22 protein-coding genes and 1 riboswitch are annotated in these 19,146 nt (G+C 72.0%); of the genes, 11 read left to right on the forward strand and 11 right to left on the reverse strand.

The annotated features are described in order from the left end of the window. Window positions 1-20 precede the first annotated feature (20 nt). Both Prubr_RS03765 and Prubr_RS03770 read right to left on the reverse strand, forming a co-directional pair. Entirely contained in the window at window positions 21-578 is a 558-nt protein-coding gene (locus tag Prubr_RS03765) for an Rv0361 family membrane protein (protein ID WP_246568279.1), read from the reverse strand. A gap of 173 nt (window positions 579-751) precedes the next feature. Beyond that, window positions 752-1,093, reverse strand: coding sequence for an antibiotic biosynthesis monooxygenase family protein (locus Prubr_RS03770; protein ID WP_212821687.1), 342 nt, complete (start codon window positions 1,091-1,093; stop codon window positions 752-754). Between the two features lie 29 nt (window positions 1,094-1,122). Here Prubr_RS03770 and Prubr_RS03775 point away from each other — a divergent pair, with 29 nt between their 5' ends. The 7 genes from Prubr_RS03775 (at window position 1,123) to Prubr_RS03805 (ending at window position 5,924) form a co-directional block, all read left to right on the forward strand. Then, window positions 1,123-1,380, forward strand: coding sequence for a DUF6703 family protein (locus tag Prubr_RS03775; protein ID WP_212821689.1), 258 nt, complete (start codon window positions 1,123-1,125; stop codon window positions 1,378-1,380). 169 nt (window positions 1,381-1,549) lie between these two features. Continuing rightward, the gene (locus Prubr_RS03780) at window positions 1,550-2,578 is read left to right on the forward strand and encodes a metal ABC transporter substrate-binding protein (protein ID WP_212821691.1); all 1,029 of its coding nucleotides are present in this window, start codon (window positions 1,550-1,552) and stop codon (window positions 2,576-2,578) included. A gap of 71 nt (window positions 2,579-2,649) precedes the next feature. Next, window positions 2,650-3,417 carry a metal ABC transporter ATP-binding protein gene (locus Prubr_RS03785; protein WP_212821693.1) on the forward strand — a complete coding sequence of 256 codons (768 nt, stop codon included), beginning with the start codon at window positions 2,650-2,652 and terminating at the stop codon, window positions 3,415-3,417. Then, window positions 3,414-4,292, forward strand: coding sequence for a metal ABC transporter permease (locus Prubr_RS03790; RefSeq protein WP_212821694.1), 879 nt, complete (start codon window positions 3,414-3,416; stop codon window positions 4,290-4,292). Before Prubr_RS03785 ends, Prubr_RS03790 begins: the two co-directional genes overlap by 4 nt. Before the next feature lie 73 nt (window positions 4,293-4,365). After that, window positions 4,366-4,665: an ArsR/SmtB family transcription factor gene (locus Prubr_RS03795; protein ID WP_212821696.1), complete on the forward strand. Its 300-nt coding sequence runs from the start codon at window positions 4,366-4,368 to the stop codon at window positions 4,663-4,665. Between the two features lie 76 nt (window positions 4,666-4,741). Then, window positions 4,742-5,140 carry a Fur family transcriptional regulator gene (locus Prubr_RS03800; RefSeq protein WP_212821698.1) on the forward strand — a complete coding sequence of 133 codons (399 nt, stop codon included), beginning with the start codon at window positions 4,742-4,744 and terminating at the stop codon, window positions 5,138-5,140. A 175-nt stretch (window positions 5,141-5,315) separates the two neighbouring features. Continuing rightward, entirely contained in the window at window positions 5,316-5,924 is a 609-nt protein-coding gene (locus Prubr_RS03805) for a hypothetical protein (RefSeq protein WP_212821700.1), read from the forward strand. Window positions 5,925-5,944: 20 nt separating this feature from the next. Here Prubr_RS03805 and Prubr_RS03810 read toward each other — a convergent pair whose 3' ends face one another. Together Prubr_RS03810 and Prubr_RS03815 are read right to left on the reverse strand one after the other, a co-directional pair. After that, complete coding sequence (locus Prubr_RS03810; RefSeq protein WP_212821701.1) at window positions 5,945-6,367, reverse strand: hypothetical protein; 423 nt, start codon at window positions 6,365-6,367, stop codon at window positions 5,945-5,947. 64 nt (window positions 6,368-6,431) lie between these two features. Beyond that, complete coding sequence (locus tag Prubr_RS03815) at window positions 6,432-8,408, reverse strand: acyl-CoA dehydrogenase family protein (RefSeq protein WP_212821703.1); 1,977 nt, start codon at window positions 8,406-8,408, stop codon at window positions 6,432-6,434. A gap of 257 nt (window positions 8,409-8,665) precedes the next feature. On the opposite strand from Prubr_RS03815, the gene Prubr_RS03820 reads away from it, so the two are divergent. Next, on the forward strand, window positions 8,666-9,160 hold the full coding sequence (locus Prubr_RS03820) for a hypothetical protein (protein ID WP_212821706.1): 495 nt from the start codon (window positions 8,666-8,668) through the stop codon (window positions 9,158-9,160). Window positions 9,161-9,298: 138 nt separating this feature from the next. Here Prubr_RS03820 and Prubr_RS03825 read toward each other — a convergent pair whose 3' ends face one another. From Prubr_RS03825 to Prubr_RS03845, 5 genes are all read right to left on the reverse strand, one after another. After that, entirely contained in the window at window positions 9,299-9,802 is a 504-nt protein-coding gene (locus Prubr_RS03825) for a DUF6328 family protein (RefSeq protein ID WP_212821711.1), read from the reverse strand. A gap of 73 nt (window positions 9,803-9,875) precedes the next feature. Further along, window positions 9,876-10,625, reverse strand: coding sequence for a sugar isomerase domain-containing protein (locus tag Prubr_RS03830; RefSeq protein ID WP_212821713.1), 750 nt, complete (start codon window positions 10,623-10,625; stop codon window positions 9,876-9,878). A 13-nt stretch (window positions 10,626-10,638) separates the two neighbouring features. Beyond that, window positions 10,639-11,427 carry an AAC(3) family N-acetyltransferase gene (locus Prubr_RS03835; protein ID WP_246568281.1) on the reverse strand — a complete coding sequence of 263 codons (789 nt, stop codon included), beginning with the start codon at window positions 11,425-11,427 and terminating at the stop codon, window positions 10,639-10,641. Window positions 11,428-11,446: 19 nt separating this feature from the next. Next, entirely contained in the window at window positions 11,447-12,196 is a 750-nt protein-coding gene (locus tag Prubr_RS03840; protein ID WP_212821715.1) for a TIGR03943 family putative permease subunit, read from the reverse strand. Window positions 12,197-12,209: 13 nt separating this feature from the next. After that, the gene (locus Prubr_RS03845; RefSeq protein WP_212827431.1) at window positions 12,210-13,253 is read right to left on the reverse strand and encodes a permease; all 1,044 of its coding nucleotides are present in this window, start codon (window positions 13,251-13,253) and stop codon (window positions 12,210-12,212) included. Window positions 13,254-13,394: 141 nt separating this feature from the next. Further along, a riboswitch (TPP riboswitch) is annotated at window positions 13,395-13,500 on the forward strand. 69 nt (window positions 13,501-13,569) lie between these two features. On the opposite strand from Prubr_RS03845, the gene Prubr_RS03850 reads away from it, so the two are divergent. From Prubr_RS03850 to Prubr_RS03860, 3 genes are all read left to right on the forward strand, one after another. Further along, window positions 13,570-14,160 carry an ECF transporter S component gene (locus Prubr_RS03850; protein WP_212821717.1) on the forward strand — a complete coding sequence of 197 codons (591 nt, stop codon included), beginning with the start codon at window positions 13,570-13,572 and terminating at the stop codon, window positions 14,158-14,160. Between the two features lie 115 nt (window positions 14,161-14,275). Continuing rightward, entirely contained in the window at window positions 14,276-15,700 is a 1,425-nt protein-coding gene (locus Prubr_RS03855; RefSeq protein ID WP_212821719.1) for an ABC transporter ATP-binding protein, read from the forward strand. A gap of 2 nt (window positions 15,701-15,702) precedes the next feature. Continuing rightward, entirely contained in the window at window positions 15,703-16,500 is a 798-nt protein-coding gene (locus Prubr_RS03860) for an energy-coupling factor transporter transmembrane component T family protein (protein WP_212827433.1), read from the forward strand. A 107-nt stretch (window positions 16,501-16,607) separates the two neighbouring features. Here the strand turns inward: Prubr_RS03860 and Prubr_RS03865 are convergent, their stop codons facing one another. Next, complete coding sequence (locus tag Prubr_RS03865; protein ID WP_212821720.1) at window positions 16,608-17,642, reverse strand: hemolysin family protein; 1,035 nt, start codon at window positions 17,640-17,642, stop codon at window positions 16,608-16,610. Beyond that, window positions 17,639-18,991: a hemolysin family protein gene (locus tag Prubr_RS03870; protein WP_212821721.1), complete on the reverse strand. Its 1,353-nt coding sequence runs from the start codon at window positions 18,989-18,991 to the stop codon at window positions 17,639-17,641. Before Prubr_RS03870 ends, Prubr_RS03865 begins: the two co-directional genes overlap by 4 nt. Between the last annotated feature and the right edge of the window lie 155 nt (window positions 18,992-19,146).

The raw sequence follows: 19,146 nt of genomic DNA on the forward strand, positions 1-19,146 counted from the left end.
ATCGCCGCGGCCCACCGAGATTACGCGCCGACGCCGCAGACCTCGAATTCGCCTGTGCCGGTGTTCTGCGCCAACGACACCCACACCCGGCCGCTGCCGCCGGCCTCGTACGTCACGTCGACCGGCACTTCGAGTTCGTCGGTGAGCTCCAGGTCGCCGACCTGGTAGTTGGTCAGCTTCGGTTCGGTGGCCAGCCGGTTACGGAACCGCAGCATCGACTCCCGGTCCTGTTCCCGCTCGCACAACAGCCGGTAGGCGCGGTCGTAGTCCCCGTCGGTCACCGCGTCGAAGTAGTCGCCGACGACGGCGGTGGCCTGCTCGTTGAGCGCCTGCGTGCCGCTGACCGCCATCCCGACGAACGCCACCGCGCCGCCGCCGCAGCACAGTGCCACGGCGAGCGCGGCGGCACCGAGTCCCCACCACAGCCGGGCCGTCCGCCCCTCGGTCGGCGGTGCGGCGAACGGCGGCAGGACACCGGGTCCGGCCGGCACCGTCCCGCCGGGCGGCGCCGTCAAACCACCATGACCAGCAGGTACGGCGTACGGCGGCGGCGGGCCCGCCGGTCCGGGAGTGGTCATGACAGCAAGGGTAATGCCCGTGCGCGCCCCCGGTGCGGCACGGCCACCGCCGCTGACGGTCAGCAAGCGCGAGGAGCGCAGCGCAGCGAAGCACCGCAGCGCGCCGCGAAGACCAGCACAGCAAGCGCGAGGAGCGCAGCGCAGCGAAGCACCACAGCGCGCCGCGCCGGCGATCAGCGTCCCGGGTTCACGGCCCGGTCGCTGGTGCCGACCACGACCTCGCCCCCCGGCTCGGCGGTGGCCAGCGACTCGTAGGCCGACGGCTCGTCGACCGACTCGGCGAGCAGCGGGATCGCTGTGATCTTGACGTCGAAGTCGCCGAGGGCCCGGCGGTACGCCCCGACCGACTCCCACTGCGTGACGAGGCTCCAGTACCGGGGGTCGTCGAGCGCGCGGACAAGTTCGCCGCGGCGGTATCCGGGCCGGCGGGCCAGGGCGGCCAGGGCGGCGTGGGCCCGGTCGGCGAACGTCTCGGCGCCGTCCTCGTCGACGACGAAGCGGTTCAGCACCAGCACGATGTCAGCCTCCTCGTAGCATGTGTCGGATGCAGCCTACGCACCGTGGCGTGCCCGCCCGCCTCGCCCGGATCAACCCGACGGCGGCCTTCCTGGCGGCGCTGGCTCTCGTTCTGGTCGGGCTTCTCGCGCCGGGCATCATCGGTGGCGGCATCCTGCTGGTGCTGGCCGCCGCCCTGGTGGCCCTGATGGCGCTGACCTGGCCGGTCCAGCCCCCGGCCACCCGCGTACTCCGCCTGGCCGTCATCGCCCTCGTCCTGGCCGCCGCGTTCCTGAAGATCCTCTGACCCTGGTGATCCGCGTGATCAGGGAATGAGTCGCGCGTGTCGTCGGCGCGCCGGCCGGCAGGCTCCCTGATCACGACGATCAAGGATCACGACGATCAAGGACGGGCCGGGCGCCCGTATGCACCCATGCGTTTTTGACAATCATTCTCATTGTCGTGAGAGTTGGGGCATGTTTGAACGCTCCACCCCCCGTATCGCTGCCACCTGCGCCGCCGCCCTGCTGGTGCTGGGCGGGGCTGCCGCGTGCGGTGACGACTCGTCGGCCGGCGCCGACGGCAACCGGGTCGACGTCGTCGCCGCCTTCTATCCGCTCCAGTTCGTCGCCGAACGGGTCGGCGGCGACGCCGTCGCGGTCACCAACCTCGTCAAGCCCGGCGCCGAGTCGCACGACCTCGAACTCAACCCGCAGCAGGTCGGCCAACTCACCGACGCCGAGGTGGTGATCTACCTCAAGGGGTTCCAGCCGGCGGTCGACGAGGCGGTCGACCAGCAGGCCGCCGACCGGGCCTTCGACGTCGCGACCGCCGTACCGCTGCTCGACGCCGCCGCCGGCGGTCACGACCACGACCACGAGGGCGAGGACGGGCACGACGACGGTCACGACGACCACGGCCACGAGGACGAGGCGAGCCCCGAGCCGACGGCCGCCGAGGACGACGGGCACGACCACGACACCAGCGGCAAGGACCCGCACTTCTGGCTCGACCCGACCCGGCTGGCGACGGTCGCCGACGAGTTCGCCAAGCGGCTCGGCGAGGTCGACGCGGACCGGGCCGCCGACTACACCGCCCGCGCCCAGGCGTTGCGCACCGAGTTGACCGCGCTGGACCAGGAGTACGAGCAGGGCCTGGCGACCTGCCAGCGCCGGGAGCTGGTGACCAGCCACAGCGCGTTCGGCTACCTCGCCGACCGTTACAAGCTGGAGCAGATCGGCATCACCGGCCTCACCCCGGAGGACGAGCCGTCGCCGCAGCGGCTGGCCGAGGTGACCGAGGAGGCCAAGCTCCACGGCGCCACCACGATCTTCTTCGAGACGCTGGTCAGCCCGAAGGTCGCCGAGACGATCGCCCGCGAGGTCGGGGCCCAGACGGCGGTCCTCGATCCGCTCGAGGGCCTTCAGGCCGGGAGCACCGGCGACTACCCGTCGGTCATGCGCGCCAACCTGACCACCCTCAAGCCGGCCCTCGGCTGCTCGTGACCGCTGGGCCGGCCGTCGCCGCACTCGACCCACGGCGTCCGGTGCGGTCGGACGCACCGTACGGTGGTGCGGTGAGCACGGCGGTTGTCGACGTCCGGCACGGGGTGGTCGCCTACGACGGCCGCCCCGTGCTGCGGGACGTCTCCCTGACGGTGGCCCCCGGTGAGGTGGTCGCCATCCTCGGTGCCAACGGGTCCGGCAAGTCCACCCTGGTCCGCGCCGCCCTCGGCCTGGTGCCGGTGGCCGGCGGCACGGTCACCCTGTTCGGTACGCCGCTGCGCCGGTTCCGGCAGTGGTGGCGGATCGGCTACGTGCCGCAGCGGATCGGGGCGGGCAGCGGCGTACCGGCCACGGTCGGCGAGGTGGTCGCCTCCGGGCGGCTGGCCCGGCGGGGCGTACTGCGGCCGGCCGGGGCCGCCGACCGGCGGGCGGTGACGGCGGCGCTGACCGCGGTCGGGCTCGCCGAGCGGGCCGGTGACCCGGTCGCCACCCTCTCCGGCGGGCAGCAGCAGCGCACGCTCATCGCCCGTGCGCTGGCCGGCGAGCCCGAGGCGCTGGTCCTCGACGAGCCGACCGCCGGGGTCGACGCGGCCAGCCAGGAGGCGTTCGCCGAGGCGCTACGCGGTTTCAAGGCCGGTGGCGGGACGGTGCTGCTGGTCGCCCACGAGTTGGGCCCGCTGCACCCGCTGGTCGACCGCGCGGTCGTCGTACACGACGGCGCGATCGCCCACGACGGGCCGGTGCCGGCCCCGGCCGGCCACCACGCGGCGCCCGACCACGACCACGTGCATCCGCACGCCGACGAGGAGCCTCCGACGGCCGGGACGTGGGGACGATGAGCCTCTTCCAGTACGACTTCATGATCCGCGCCCTGATCGGCGCGCTCGTCATCGGGCTGGCCGCGCCCGCCCTCGGGATCTATCTGGTGCAGCGCCGGATGTCGCTGATCGGCGACGGGGTCGGGCACGTCGCGCTGACCGGCGTCGGTGTCGGCCTGTTGCTCGACCGCTCCCCCGTGCTCACCGCGGTGCTGGTCGCGGCCGCCGGGGCGATCGCCATCGAACTGCTCCGCGAGCGCGGCCGCACCTCCGGCGACATGGCCCTCGCGCTGCTCTTCTACGGCGGTATCGCCGGCGGCGTGATGCTGGTCGGGCTGTCCGCCGACCGCAGCAACGCCAACCTGATGGCATACCTGTTCGGCTCGCTGACCACGACCAGCGAGCAAGACCTGTGGGTGATCGTCGGGCTGGCGGCGGCGGTCCTGGTGGCGATGGTGCTGCTGCGTCCGGCGCTGTTCGCCATCTGCCACGACGAGGAGTACGCCCGGGTGTCCGGGCTGCCGGTCCGGGCGCTGAACCTGCTGATCGCGGTGACCACGGCGGTGACCGTGACGATCGCGATGCGAACCGTCGGGCTGCTGCTGATCAGCGCCATGATGGTCGTCCCGGTGGCGGCGGCCCAGCAGGTCACCCGGGGCTTCAAGGCCACCATGGCCCTCGCGATGACGCTCGGGCTGCTCAGTGCCGGCTCCGGCGTCTGGCTGGCCGCGCAGGCCAACACCGCCCTCGGCGCGACGATCGTGGTCCTGGCGATCGCCGCCTTCCTCGGCATCGCGGTCGGGGCGGCGGTGTGGCGGTCGTTGCGCCGCCGTACGGTTCCCGCCGGCGCACCGGTCGCCGAGGTCGAGCCGCCGGAAGTCGTACTGAAGCACTGACCCGGCGGTCGGTCGGAGCGGCTCGCGGACCGTCCCCCGGCCGGTCCCCGACGACATTGGTTACCGTTACGGCATGACGAGCGGCAACGGCTACGAGGCGTACGAGGGCGCGGGCGAACTCCTACGTGCCCTGTCCGCTCCGATCCGGGTCGCCATCGTGACCGAACTGGCCGGCGGCGAGCGCTGCGTCCACGAACTGGTGGAGACGCTCGGCGCTCCCCAGCCCCTGGTCTCCCAGCATCTGCGGGTGTTGCGGGGCGCTGGCGTCGTGCGCGGATCGCGGCGCGGCCGGGAAATCGCCTACGCTCTCGTCGACGAACACGTCGCCCACATCGTCGCCGACGCGGTCAGCCATGCCCGGGAAGCGCGGTGAACGCGTTACCGTCGGGCGTCGGCACCCCCACCCGTCACCGCCGCCACGGGACCGGTCGAAGCGAGGAGATGTCAACATGACCGGTGACTCCACCGCGACCCGCAACACCCGGCAGCGCAGCGCGGTCAGCGCCCTGCTCGCCGAGGTCGAGGGCTTCCACAGCGCCCAGGACCTGCACGGCATGCTCCGCGACCGGGGCGAACGGGTCGGCCTGACCACCGTCTACCGCACGCTCCAGGGGCTCGCCGACGCCGGCGAGGTCGACGTGATGCGCCCGCCCGGCGGCGAGCACCTCTACCGCCGGTGCAGCGAGGGACACCACCACCACCTCGTCTGCCGGTCGTGCGGCCGGACCGTCGAGGTGGAGGGACCGGCCGTCGAGACGTGGGCGGAGCGGGTCGCCGCCCAGCACGGGTACGCCGACGTGAGCCACACCCTGGAGATCTTCGGCACCTGCCCGGAGTGCCGCCGCTGACCGGTGCCGCCAGCCGCCAGCCGGCAGCCGCCGGCCGGCACTGCGATGATCATCTGCTGCGCAGACCGACGACACGCCGGTCGGACAACGCCTGAACCGCAAACGATCAGGGCCGCCCCGACACCGCCAGGCGGCAGTGCTGCGAAACGGCACCGGTTGCGGCACGCTGTGCGGCGTGAAGATCTACGCTGACCGTTTCCCCACCGCCCTGCGCCAGTTCGTCACCGACCTGCTGGTCGTCGTCTGGGTCTACGCCGCCGTCCGGGCCGCGATGTGGCTGCACGACCTGGTGCAGAAGCTCGCCGTACCCGGGCAGAAGCTGGCGGGGGCCGGCGGCGGGCTGGCCGACAACCTGGCCGACGCCGGCGGCAAGGTCGGCCGGGTGCCGATCGTCGGCGACGAGCTGACCGCGCCGTTCGAGCGGGCGGCCGAGGCGGCCCGCTCGATGGCCGACGCCGGCCGCGAGCAGCAGGATCTGGTCGGCGACCTGGCGCTCGCGCTGGCCGTCGCGGTGCTGATCTTCCCGTTGGGGCTGGTGCTCTTCGGCTGGCTGCCGTTGCGCGTGCGGTGGGTCCGGCGGGCGAGCGCCGCGCGGGCGCTGCGGGCGGCGCCGGCCGGCCGGGACCTGCTCGCCCTGCGGGCGCTGGTCTCCCAGCCGCTCGGTCAGCTCACCCGAATCGACCCGGACGTGGCGGAGGCATGGCGGCGCGGCGACGACTCCACAGTGGAGGCACTGGCCGCCCTGGAGCTACGCGGCCTCGGCCTGCGCCCCGCGAAGCGCTGACGGGCCGCCGGTCGCGGTTCTCAGGGCCGCGGTACGGCGACGTCGGCCGGACGGGTCCGTTCGACGAGTTGGACCACGGCCACCCCGGCGACCAGGACGAGCAGGGCCAGCACCGACGCGACAGCCGGCCCCGCGATACCGGACGGCAGCGGTCCGGCCGCGGGGATCAGCCCGGAGAACGCCGAATCGAAGGAGAGTTGCGCGACGATCAGCAGGGTCACGATCGGCAGCAGGAGCGCGAACACCCGTCGCCGGACAGGTGGCGGGCCACCGGCGACGGCGGGCAGGAGCAGTACGGCGATCACCAGGTACGTCGCCCCCGCCAACATGGCACTCCGCCGTAGGTCCAGGGTGAGCAGAACGCCGTCCCGTACCCAGAGCAGCGATTCCGCCATCGGCGCGGACGCGGCGACCACTCGATCCCCGCCGATGCCGTCCACCATGCGGTGACGATATCGGCGCCGCACGCCCGGCATCGGCCTTTCGCCGGACGCGCGGCGCCACCGGTCAGTCGACCGGCGGGATGCGGCGGCGGACGTCACCCACAGTGGACGGTCCAGGCTCCCAGGCGGCCACCTGGTCGACGTCGGTGGCCGGGGTCACCACGCCGTCCTCCAGGAACGTGTACCGGCCGCCGAGGATCCGCTTCGCCGCCTTCACATCGATCGAGTCGGTGTTGTCCCACAACTCGGCGAAGAGCCGTTCGGCGCGCACCCGGGCCTGCCGGCAGAACAGGTCGGCCAGTTCCATCCCCTCCGGCCGGGTATCCCGCTCGGCCTTCGCCCGGACACAGGTCGCCGCCATCGCGAACAGTTCCGCGCCGATGTCGACGATCCTGGCCAGAAACGCCTGCTTGCGCTCCATCCGGCCCTGCCAGCGCGACATCGCGTAGAACGTGGAGCGGGCGAGTTTGCGCGACGTCCGCTCGACGTACCGCAGGTGACCGGCGAGCGGGCCGTACTCGGCGTACCCGGTCGGGGTCTGACCGCGCCCGACGGCCAGCGTCGGCAGCCACCGGGCGTAGAAGGCACCCGCCCGCGCGCCGGCGCGGGCCTTGCGGGCCAGGTCGGCGTCCGGGTCGATGATGTCGCCGGCGACCGACAGGTGGGCGTCGACCGCCTCACGGGCGATCAGCAGGTGCATGATCTCGGTGGAGCCCTCGAAGATCCGGTTGATCCGCAGGTCACGCAGGATCTGTTCGACGGCGGCCGGCCGCTCGCCGCGGGCCGCGAGCGAGTCGGCGGTCTCGTAGCCGCGACCGCCGCGGATCTGGATCAGTTCGTCGGCGACCTGCCAGGCGAGTTCGCTGGCGTAGAGCTTGACCAGGGCCGCCTCGATCCGGATGTCGTTGCGGTCGTCGTCGGCGAGCATGCAGCACAGGTCGAGCATGGTTTCCATGCCGTACGTGGTGGCGGCGATGAACGACAGTTTCTTGGCGACCGCCTCGTGCTCGCCGACCGGGCGGCCCCACTGGACCCGTTCGGCGGCCCACTCGCGGGCGACGTTCAGCGACCACTTGCCGGCGCCGACGCACATCGCGGGCAGCGACAGCCGGCCGGTGTTCAGCGTGGTCAGCGCGATCTTGAGTCCCTTGCCGACGCCGCCGATGACCTGGTCGGCCGGTACGAACACGTCGTGGAACCGGGTCACGCTGTTCTCCAGGCCGCGCAGGCCGAGGAACTCGTTGCGCCGCTCGACGGTGATGCCCGGTGAGTCGCCCTCGACGACGAAGGCGGTGATGCCGCCGCGCTGCCCGTCGCCGGCGGGCACCCGGGCCATCACCACCAGCAGGGTGGCGACGGTGCCGTTGGTGGCCCACAGCTTGACGCCGTTGAGCTTGAATCCACCCTCGACGGGTTCGGCGGTCGCACCGAGCCGGGCCGGGTCGGAACCGACGTCGGGCTCGGTGAGCAGGAACGCCGACACCTCCCCGGCGGCGAGCCGGGGCAGGAAGCGCTTCTTCTGCTCGGCGCTGCCGAACATCTTCAGCGGCTGCGGTACGCCGATCGACTGGTGTGCCGACAGCAGCGCGCCGATCGCCGGGCTGACCGAGCCGGCCAGCATCAGCGCCCGGCAGTAGTGCAGGTTGGACAGGCCGAGTCCGCCGTACTCCTCGTCGATCTTCATGCCGAAGGCGCCGAGCCGGCCGAGGCCCTGGAAGACCTCGTCGGGGATGCGGGCGTCGCGCTCGATCTGCGCGCCGTCGACCTCGGTGCGGACGTACTCGCCGAGCCGGGCGAGGAACTCGTCGGCCCTGGCCGTCTTCGCCGGGTCGGGCTGCGGCCACGGGTCGATCAGGTCGAGCCGGAGCCGGCCGAGAAAGAGTTCCTTGCCGAAGCTGGGCTTGCCCCACTCGGTTTCCCGGGCTGCCTCCGCGACCTGCCGGGCCTCCTTCTCCGAGACCTGACCCGCCTCCTGCGGCAGTGGTCCGGCACCGCCGTCGATCCCACCCGCCGCCGGGCGTTCGTCCTGCGTCGTCGTCACGGCAACCCCCTCCGGGTACGGCTCAGCGTGCTGCTTCCCACCACGCTACTGACCGGTAATACCCAGCACAGGGTCTGTTGATTCAGCATCTGAACGGTCAAGATCAGGGCGGCCCAGACGCGAGGCCACCCAGAAGGCACGGCAACGCCGGAAGTCGCCCAACTGTCGCGCAGGCGACAGATCGAAGGCCAAAGATTACTTAAGGTGACTTCGCCAACACCCAGCGAGCCGCCGGTAAGCGAGGTGCATGAGCCCAGATGCCGCGAAAGACGACCAAACGCGACGCAGCAATAATAATCCTCGGACTAATTGCCTTCTTCGTATTTTACGCAATAAGCTCTTTCAGTAGCGGCGACTGGCGCAGCGGCATCGGCGCACTCGCATGCGTCCTCGGATTCATATTGTGGTTGACGATTACCCAAATTCCAACCACCTGCGGCGTACGACTGAAGCGCAATCGCGGCTTCTGCCCAAACGATATCACCGGCCTATTCTTCGGCTGCGGCTCCGGCAAGCACACCTGGACCCGCCCCCTGGCACTGATAGGCCTCGGCAGAAAGGCGCCGCCCGTGCGCCATCAGCAGGTAGTGGGCGATCGAAACACGCAGTCTTCCGCCAACGCGCCCGCCGCCGCAGGGGAAACCCCCAACGTGAACGAGAACGGCCGCAACCGAATCCTCTTCTGGGCCACCATTGCCGCAACCGCCATGGGCGGGATATCCACCGCAACCGACCTAATCGGAATCATGTAAGCCATGAACGCCTGATGATCGTCTGCTGTTCAGACAGTTTCGACTCGGCGTGTCGACTGTCTGAACAGCAGACGATCCCCAGACAGCCGCAGCAGACGATCATCAAGCAACGCCCGGCCGCGCCTGGCGCGTTCGACGTCAACGGGTCGAGGTGGGGGCCTCCTCGTCGTCGAGGTCGTCCTCGTCTCCGTCGCCCCAGCTGCGACGCAGGAACGGCAGCCCGGCCCAGTAGGTCAGAAAGAAGATCGCGGTGGCGCCGCTGAGGATGAAGGCGACCGGCCGGGGCAGGATGAAGTCGGTGATCAGCAGCACCGAGCTGACCATCGAGATCAGCATGAACGCCAGGCCGCCGCTGGCGACGGCGTGGGCGTACTTGACGAGTTCCGGCTTGCGTCCCTGCCGGAACAGGGCCCGGTGGAACGCGACCGGCGAGATGATCAGCGCGGTGGCGCACGCCGCCGACAGCAGCGCCACCACGTAGACGTCCCGCTGGAACGCGGTGGTGTCCGGGAACCCGCTGCTGAACGGCAGGGTGAGCAGGAAGGCGAAGAGGATCTGTACGCCGGTCTGCGCGACCCGCAACTCCTGGAGCAGGTCGGCGAAGTTGCGTTGCCAACGCTGCTTCTCGGTCTCCTTGGCCACCTGACGCCTCCTATGGCACCCCGCCGATGACAACGCCCGTGAATGCCCCGGCGAAGGGGTGGCGAAACAAACCTCAGCTACCGCGCCTGATCCGACCGGCGTACCGCCGCTCCAACTCCTCGTTGTGCGCGTCACCGGCCGGGATGTTCGCCGACAGGTAGACCGGCGGGGTCTGCCCGGCGTCGATCAGCCGGCGCACCACCTCGACCACGATCTGCTGGGCCAGCAGCGCGGCGGTGATCGACGAGACCGCGCCGACCGCGCCGCCGCCGGGCAGTTCCAGGGTCGCGTCGCCGTACGGGGCGCCGTTGTCGAGCACCACGTCGGCGAGGTCGGCGAGCTTGCGGCCGGACGGGTGCCGCGACTCGACGCCGGCCGAGTGCTCCCGCGAGGTGATCGCGATCAGGCCGTGGCCGCGCTCCTTGACGAGCCGGGCGAACTCCACGATCGCCCCGTTGACCCCGGAGTTGGAGGCGACGACGAAGACGTCGGCGGGGTTCACGGGCAGCAGGTCGAGCAGGCGGTGGGCGACGGCCGGATCGCGTTCGAGGGTCGGCCCGAGCACGCTCGGCGACTCACCGCCGTGGATCACCACGTCGCGCAGCGCCACCCGGTTGGTGGGCACCAGTCCCCCGGCCCGGCCGGCGATCTCCATGGCGAGCGCCTCCGAGTGGCCGGTGCCGAAGGCGTGCACCACCCCGTCGGCGGCCAGCGCCGCGGCGATCAGGTCGGCGGCCCCTTCGACGGCTTCGCGCTGGCCGGCGGAGACCCGGTCGATCGTCGACCGGACGACGGACAGGTAGGCATCGGCGCTGAGGGTCATCGGTCCTCCGGGGTCATCGGTTGGCGGCGATCCAGTCGACGGCGAAGTCCACGGCGGCACGCTGGCGCATCAGCCGGCAGCGGGCGGCGCCGACCTCGCCGGACCGGACCGCGCCGGTCCCGTCCAGGTCGGCGCCGAGCAGTTCGAAGTCGCCCTCGTCGAGTTTGACGTCGTCCCACCAGGTCCACTCCCGGCCGCCGCCCCCCAGCACCGCCGCGCCGAGACGATCGCGGGGCGGATCCGGCTGACGGTATTCGGCCAGGTGCAGGGAGGTATTCGAGTCGTGGCCCACGCCGAGCAGCAGCACGTCGGCGTCGAGGTCGTAGAGCCGGCCCAGCGGCGACTCCTCGCCGAGCATCCCGGCCCGGGCGTGGCCGGCGACGATGTCGTCGGCCCGGGCGCCGAGCGCCGCGAACGACACCTGCGGGTGGTCGCTGCGCCGGGCCCCGGGCGACGTACGCACCAGTTCGGCGAGCGCCCCCATCCAGCGGCTCGGGGTCACCGCCGGGTCGAAGCCCGGCATCTCGTCGCGGATCGTCGCCCACCAGTGCTCGGGCACCGGCGGGTTGCGCCAGCTCGCCGGGTCGGAGTTGTCCGGGGTGTGGGTCGGCACGACCAGGGTGCCGTCCGGCCCGAGCACGTCCCGCAGGGCCAGTACGACGGCGACGGGGCCGCCGCACACCCAGCCGAGCGGGCGCATCGAGGCGTGCACGACGAGCACCGACCCGGGCTGTACACCGAGTCGGACGAGGTCGGCGGCGAGGGTGGCCCGGGTGGCCGGTGCCGCTTGGGTGATCTCCACTCGCGCCACGGTACGGCGGCTATCCGTACTGCTGTTTCGGTGGGTCCACCTGGCGCCACGACTCGACCTGGAGATAGGGGATGTCCTCGCCGTTGACCGGGTCGGTCATGACCCGGTCGGTGTAGCCGCCGACGACCTCGATCCAGGTGTCGGCGGGCAGCCCGACCGGCGCGTTGCCGCTCATCCCGAGCTTGATCGGGCGCCCGTCGGCGGCACAACAGGCGAGGATCATCCGGGCCAGGATCGGTTCGCCGCCCGGCCCTTCGGCGACGAAGCCGGTGAGCTGTACGGTGCGGCCCGCGAGCGAGGCACCACCGTCGAAGATCGCCCGGGACGCGTAGTCGAGCACGCTGATCTTCGCCGGGTCGCCGTCGGGCAGCGGCGGATAGCTGTCCGCCCGCTGGCTGGACAGCGCGGTGCCGGCCTGGCCGGCCGCGAAGGAGCCGAGCGCCGGCGGGGCCACCAGCAGCAGGCCGAGCACCGGCGCGATCAGCAGCCAGCCGACCCGGGGCTCGTGGTGGCCCTTGCCGCCGTGGTCGTGCCCGTGGTCGTCGTCCTCATGGGCGGGTCCGGCGGCGGCAGCGCCACGCCTGGGGCGCAGGTCGTGCAGCAGGGTCATGACCGCGACGACGACCAGCAGGACGCCGGACGCGATCAGGAACGGCCGCAGCCCCTCCTTGACGTACCGCAGGTACATGTCGGTGAAGCTGGCCTTGAGCACCGAACCGCCGAGCAGCAGCAGCACCACGGCCTGGGCCTGCCGGTTCATCGCCGTCCCCCGCTCACAGCAGCACCACGCCGACCGCGACCGCGACCACGACGGCGACCGCGAAGGTCGCCGGGGCGAACCGGAACGCGAACCGCCGGCCGAACACCCCGGCCTGCATCGAGACCAGCTTGAGGTCGACCATCGGGCCGACGACCAGGAACACCAGCCGCGAGGTCAGCGAGAACTGCGACAGCGACGCGGCGACGAAGGCGTCGGCCTCCGAGCAGATCGACAGCAGTACGGCGAGCAGGGCCAGCACCAGCACCGACAGGAACGGGTTGTCGGCGACCAGTTGCAGCCAGCGTTCCGGGACCAGCACGTTGATGCAGGCCGCCGCCATCGCCCCGAGCACCAGGAAGCCGCCGGCGTGCACGACGTCGTGGCGTACGGCCGCCCAGAACGCCCGTCCCCTGGACATGCCGTCGTGTTCGGGGCGGTGCGGCAGCCGGATCCAGTCGGCGCGGCCCAGCCGCAGCCACAGCCAGCCCATGATCATGGCGACGACGATGCTGGCCAGCCCGCGGGCCACCACCATCTCGGGGTTGTTCGGGAAGGCGACCGCGGTCGAGGCGAGCACGATCGGGTTGATCGCCGGTGCGGCGAGCAGGAACGCCAGGGCGGCGGCGGGGGTGACCCCGCGCCGGATGAGCGAGCCGGCGATCGGTACGGCGCCGCACTCGCAGCCGGGCAGGACAACCCCGGCGGCGCTGGCCACCGGTACGGCGAGCGCCGGGTGTTTCGGCAGTGCCCGGGCCCAGAACGAGCGGGGCACGAACACCGCGATCACGGCCGACAGCACCACGCCGAAGACCAGGAACGGCACCGCCTGCACCATGACCGAGACGAAGACGGTCGTCCAGGTCTGCAGCCGGGGGCTGGAGATCGCGGTCGAGAGCGGCGCCCGGAAGACCACCAGCAGGACCAGCAGCGCGGCGAGCACCTCGACCGAGCCGATCCGGTCACCGAAGCGCCGCCGCGGCGATGGTGGCCCGGCGCCGGGTGGCCCGCCCCCGCTGGCGGGGCCGGCCTCCGTGGTGTCGGGGGCGACATTGGCCATGGTCACTGAAGGCTGGTCCCTTCACTACGGACGGTCGCGGCGGGGCAGATCACCCTACCCCGCGCCCGGGTGTCGGGAACCACATCTGACCTCGGCGCTGTCGCGAAATCACCGTCGGTGCTAGCGTCGGCACCACAACTTCATATCCGACAGGGGAGCGCACAGCGCTGAGAGTGCGGGTCACGCCCGCAGACCCTCGAACCTGATCTGGGTAATGCCAGCGCAGGGAGTTCGGTCGATTCTCCAGCCGCGCCACGACCGTCCGGTCGTGGCGTGCGTCTTGCCTGGTTCGCTCGAAGAACTGGGAGGCAGAACCATGACACAACCCACCGCCAGCCGCTGGCGTACGGTCGACATCGTCGTCGCGTCGGTGATCGCCGTCGCGTTCGGCGTCATCTTCTGGGCCTGGAACCTCGTGTGGAGCGCCACCGACCCCGCCTTCGCCTTCTTCCCGGGGGCCCAGGGCATCATCTACGGCATCTGGCTGCTGCCCGGCGTGATCGGCGGGCTGGTGATCCGCAAGCCCGGTGCGGCGTTCTACTGCGAGTTCCTCGCCGCGTTCATCTCGGTGATCCTGGGCAGCCAGTGGGGTGCCCTGGCCATCCTGCAGGGCGCCTTCCAGGGCCTCGGCGCGGAGGCGGCGTTCCTCGCGTTGCGTTACCGCTCCTTCAAACTGCCGGTGGCCGTGGTTTCCGGCGCGCTCGCCGGCCTGGCCGCCGCGGTCTTCGACCAGATCCGCTACTACGCCGGCTACGACCTCGTCTCGTACCGGATCCCGATGTTCGTCTTCACCGTGATCAGCGCCGCCGCGATCGCCGGCGCCGGTGGCTGGGCGCTGACCCGGGCGTTGGCGCGGACCGGCGTCCTCGACCGGTTCCCCGTCGGCCGCGAACGCACCGCCGTCTGAACCGGATGCTTCGATCAAGGACCGGGTACGCGGCGGCGCCCGCGTACCCGGGCTCGGCCCGGACCGGCGACCCGGCATCCGGCGACCCGGCGTCCGGCGGCCCGGTGGGGCACCGGTGAGCGCCGTCGAGCTGCGCGGCTTCGGCTGGCGGCACGCCGGCCGAAAGGCGTGGGCGGTCCGGAATCTCGACCTGCGCGTCGAGCACGGCGAGCGGGTCCTGCTGCTCGGCCCGTCCGGGGCCGGCAAGAGCACCCTGCTCGCCGCGCTCGCCGGCCTGCTCGCCGAGGACTCCGGTGAGCAGGAGGGCACGGTCGAGATCGACGGCCTCGATCCGCGCAAGTCACGGGAACGGGTCGGCATCGTCTTCCAGGATCCGGAGAGCCAGCTCGTGATGGCCCGCTCCGGCGACGACGTGGCGTTCGGGCTGGAGAACCGCGGGGTGCCGGCCGGCGAGATCTGGCCACGGGTCGACGAGGCGCTGCGCCGGGTCGGTTTCCCGTACGACCGGGACCGGCCGACCGCCGCGCTGTCCGGCGGTGAGCAGCAGCGGCTGGCGCTCGCCGGTGTCCTCGCCCTGCGCCCCGACCTGCTGCTGCTGGACGAGCCGACGGCCAACCTCGACCCGGCCGGGGCGGCGCTGGTGCGCGACGCGCTCACCCGGGCGGTCGACCGGGACACCACGATGATCCTGGTCGAGCACCGGGTCGCCGACGCGCTGCCGCTCGTCGACCGGGTCGTGGTGCTGGAGCCGGCCGGCGGGGTGGCCGCCGACGGGCCGCCGGAGTCGGTCTTCGCCAGCCACGGCGACACGCTCACCGACCACGGGGTGTGGGTGCCCGGCCGCCCGCTCGCGCCCCGCCGCGCCACGACCGGACCCGGTGCGGTGCTGCTCGCCGCCGAAGCGGCCGGCCTGCCGCCGCGCCTGGCCGCGACCGACCTGGCCGTACGCGCCGGTGAGGCGCTCGCCGTGACCGGACCGAACGGGGCCGGCAAGTCGACGCTGGCGCTGCTCCTCGGCGGGCTGCTCGGCCCCGGCACCGGGCGGGTGGCGGCGACCCCGGCCCTGGCCGGCGCCGACCACCGCCGGCCGCCGCACCGCTGGCGGGCACCGGCACTGACCCGCCGGATCGGCTCGGTCTTCCAGGACCCGGAGCACCAGTTCGTCACCGGCACGGTCTTCGACGAGCTGGCGCTCGGCCCGCGCCGCACCGGCGCCACCCCCGACGCGGTCCGGTCCACCGTGGACGAACTGCTCGCCCGGCTGCGGCTGGACCGGCTCGCCGGCGCCAACCCGTACACGCTGTCCGGTGGCGAGGCACGGCGGCTGAGTGTGGCGACCGCGCTGGCCACCGCACCCCGCCTGCTGGTGCTCGACGAGCCGACGTTCGGCCAGGACCGGCGCACCTGGATCGAACTGGTCGACCTGCTCGCCGAACTGCGCGACGCCGGCCACGGCGTCGTCGCCGTCACCCACGACGCCGACTTCGTGGCCGCACTCGCCGACCGTACGGTCCAGGTGGTTCCGGCGGTCCGGCGGTGACCCTGCTCGACGGGTCGTTCGCCCGGTCGGACGCGCCGCTGGCCCGGCGTAACCCGGTCGCCAAACTCGCCGCCGCGCTGGTCTTCTCGGTCGCGCTGATCGCGACCCTCGACCCGGTCGCCCCGGCCATCGCCATCGCCGTGGAACTGGCCGTGTTGCCGCTCTTCGGCGTCCGCTACGGCCTGCTGCTGCGCCGGGCCTGGCCGCTGCTGGTCGGCGCGCTGGGTATCACGGCGACGCTGACGGTCTTCGCCGCCGAGCGCACCGGCACCCTGCTCTTCGCGGCCGGGCCGGTGGTGGTCACCACCGGTGTCCTCGCGACCGCGCTCGGCCTGTCCCTGCGGATGATCGCCGTCGCGTTGCCGGGCGTGTTCGTCTTCGCCACCACCGACCCGACCGACCTCGCCGACGCGCTGGTGCAGAACGCGAAGGCGCCGGCCCGGTTCGCGATCGGCGCGCTGGCCGCGTTCCGGCTGATGCCGCTGCTGGCCGAGGAGTGGCAGATGCTGTCGATGGCCCGCCGGGCGCGTGGGGTCGACGCCGGCCGCAACCCGGTGGCCCGACTGCGGCTGTTCGCGTCGACCGCGTTCGCGCTGCTGGTCGGGGCGATCCGGCGGGGCACCCGGCTGGCGACCGCGATGGACGCCCGGGGCTTCGATTCGACGACCCCGCGTACGGCCGCCCGCCGCCAGCGGTTCACGGCGGCCGACGCGGCCCTCGTCGCCGGTGCGGCGGCGCTGGCCGCCGCCGCGCTGGCGACCAGCGTCCTGCTCGGCACCTTCCGCCCCCTGATCTCCTGATCCCCGTGATCAGGGAGTAGGTCCCGCGGGTCGCCGGCGTGGCGAGGTGCGGGCTCCCTGATCACGGGGATCTCGGAGGCGTCAGCATCACGGGGATCTCGGAGGCGTCAGCGGGTGGTGGCGTCCTGCACCTCTCCGACGAGGACCTCGATGATGTCCTCCAGGAAGAGCACCCCGGTCGTACGTCCCTCGTCGTCGAGGACCCGGGCGAGGTGCGCCCCGCCCCGCCGCATCGTGGCCAGGGCGTCCTCGAGTTCGCTGTCCCGGCGTACGGCGCCGAGCTTGCGCACCCGCTTGGCCGGGACACTCGCGGTGTAGGCGTCCCCGGTCAGGTCCATGACGTCCTTGAGGTGCAGGTATCCGCTCGGCTGCCCGTTGTCGGTGAGCAGGTAGCGGGAGTAGCCGCGCGCGGCGACCGCCTGCTGGATCTGCGCCGGGGTCACGTCCGCCGGAAGCATGATCAGGTCGCCGAGCGGCACCTCGACGTCACCGACGGCCTTCGCGGTGAACTCGAAGGCCGCGGTGAGGGTCCCCGAGCCGTCGACGAGCACCCCCTCGCGGGTCGACTGCGCCACGATGGTCGCCACCTCGTCGAGGGTGTAGGTGCTGGTGGCCTCGTCCTTCGGGGTCACCTTGAACAACCGCAGGATGCCGTTGGCGACCCAGTTGAGGCTCCAGATGATCGGCTTGAACACCCGGGCCACGAAGACCAGCGGCGGGGCGAGGATCAGCGCCGCCCGGGTCGGTACGGAGAACGAGATGTTCTTCGGCACCATCTCGCCGAACACCACGTGCAGGAACGTCACGAGCAGCAGTGCGACGACGAACGCGAGCACGGTGACCGCCCCCGGCGTCAGCGGGGTGTTCGCGAGCGGGATCTCCAGCAGGTGGTGGATCGCCGGTTCGGAGACGTTCAGGATGAGCAGGGAGCAGACGGTGATGCCGAGCTGGCTGGTGGCCAGCATCAGCGTGGCGTGCTCCATCGCCCACAGGGTGGTCTGGGCGGCCCGGCTGCCGGACGCGACCTTCGGTTCGATCTGCGAGCGCCGCGCGGAGATGACCGCGAACTCGGCACCGACAAAGAACGCGTTGACGACGAGCAGGACGAAGAGCCAGATGATTCCTGGCAGGTACTCACTCATCGGGCCTTCGCCTCCGTGCGGTCGCCGGCCGTCCGGTCGAGTCCGGAGGCGCCGGAGCCGTCCGTGGGTACGAACCGCAGCCGGTCGACCTGGACGCCGGTGAGATGTTCCACGCGCAGCAGGCCGCCGTCGATGACGACCTCGTCACCGACCTCGGGGAACCGGTCGAGGCGGGCGGTGACGAAGCCGGCGATGGTGTCGTAGTCGTCGTCCTCGGGAACGACGATCTTGGTCCGCTCGCGCAGTTCGTCGGGACGCAACGAGGCGTCGAAGAGGATCGTCCGGCCCCGGCGTACGACGACGGTCCGGGCCCGGTCGTGCTCGTCCTCCAGGTCGCCGACGATCTCCTCGACCAGGTCCTCGAGGGTGACGATGCCGGCGGTGCCGCCGTGCTCGTCGTAGACGACCGCGAACTGCAGGCCCTGGCCGCGCAGCGCGGTCAGCAGCGTGTCCAGTCCCATCGTCTCCGGGACCTGGAGCGGTTCGACCATGATGTCGGACGCCCGTACGCCGGCCCGGTCCTCCACCGGGACGGCGAAGGCGTGCTTGACGTGCAGTACGCCGATGATGTCGTCGACGTCCCGGCCGATGACCGGGAAGCGGGACAGGCCGGTCGCGGTGGCCCGCCGGATGATCTCCTCGGCGGTGGCCGTGGAGTCGACCGCCGTCATGCGTACCCGCGGGGTCATGACGTCGGAGGCGTCGCGTTCGGAGAACCGCAGGGTACGGTCCAGCAGCGTCGCGTGTTCCGGGTCGAGCACGCCGGCGCGGGCCGAGTGCCGCAGCAGCGCGCTCAACTCCTCGGCGCTGCGGGCACCGGACAGTTCTTCCTTGGGCTCGATGCCGAACGCGCGGATCACCGCGTTGGCGGTGTTGTTGAACAGCAGGATCACCGGCTTGAAGACGGTGGTGAACAGGGCCTGGAAGGGGACGACGAACTTCGCCGTGGCCAGTGGTACGGCGAGGGCGAAGTTCTTCGGCATCAGCTCGCCGATGATCATCGAGAAGAGCGTCGCCAGCAGGATTCCAGCGACGGCGCCGACGCCGGGAACCACACCCTCTGGTACGCCGACCGAGGTCAGCGGCCCGGCGAGCAGCCTGCTGACCGCCGGTTCGAAGGTGTAACCGGTGAGCAGGGTGGTCAGCGAGATTCCGAGCTGTGCGCTCGACAGGTGCGTCGAGGTGATCTTGAGAGCGGCGATCGTCGGACCGAGCCGTTTCTCACCCCGGGACTGGCGTGCTTCGAGTTCGCCGCGGTCGAGATTGACCAGCGCGAACTCGGACGCCACGAACATACCGGTCCCGACGGTGAGGATCAGCCCGATCCCCAGCAGGACCCACTCATTCATCGGTCAGCCCCTCTCCCGCGGCGGCCGCCGAGCAGGCGACCGGGACGACGAGGGGCCACGGACTGTGATAAGGGAGATCATCCATAAGGGTGCCGATGCTAGCAGGCGATACTGGGACCGGGCTGGGAATCCCAGGCTCCCGGTCCACATGGCCT

This window comes from Polymorphospora rubra (assembly GCF_018324255.1).
GTDB classification, from domain to species: domain Bacteria; phylum Actinomycetota; class Actinomycetes; order Mycobacteriales; family Micromonosporaceae; genus Polymorphospora; species Polymorphospora rubra.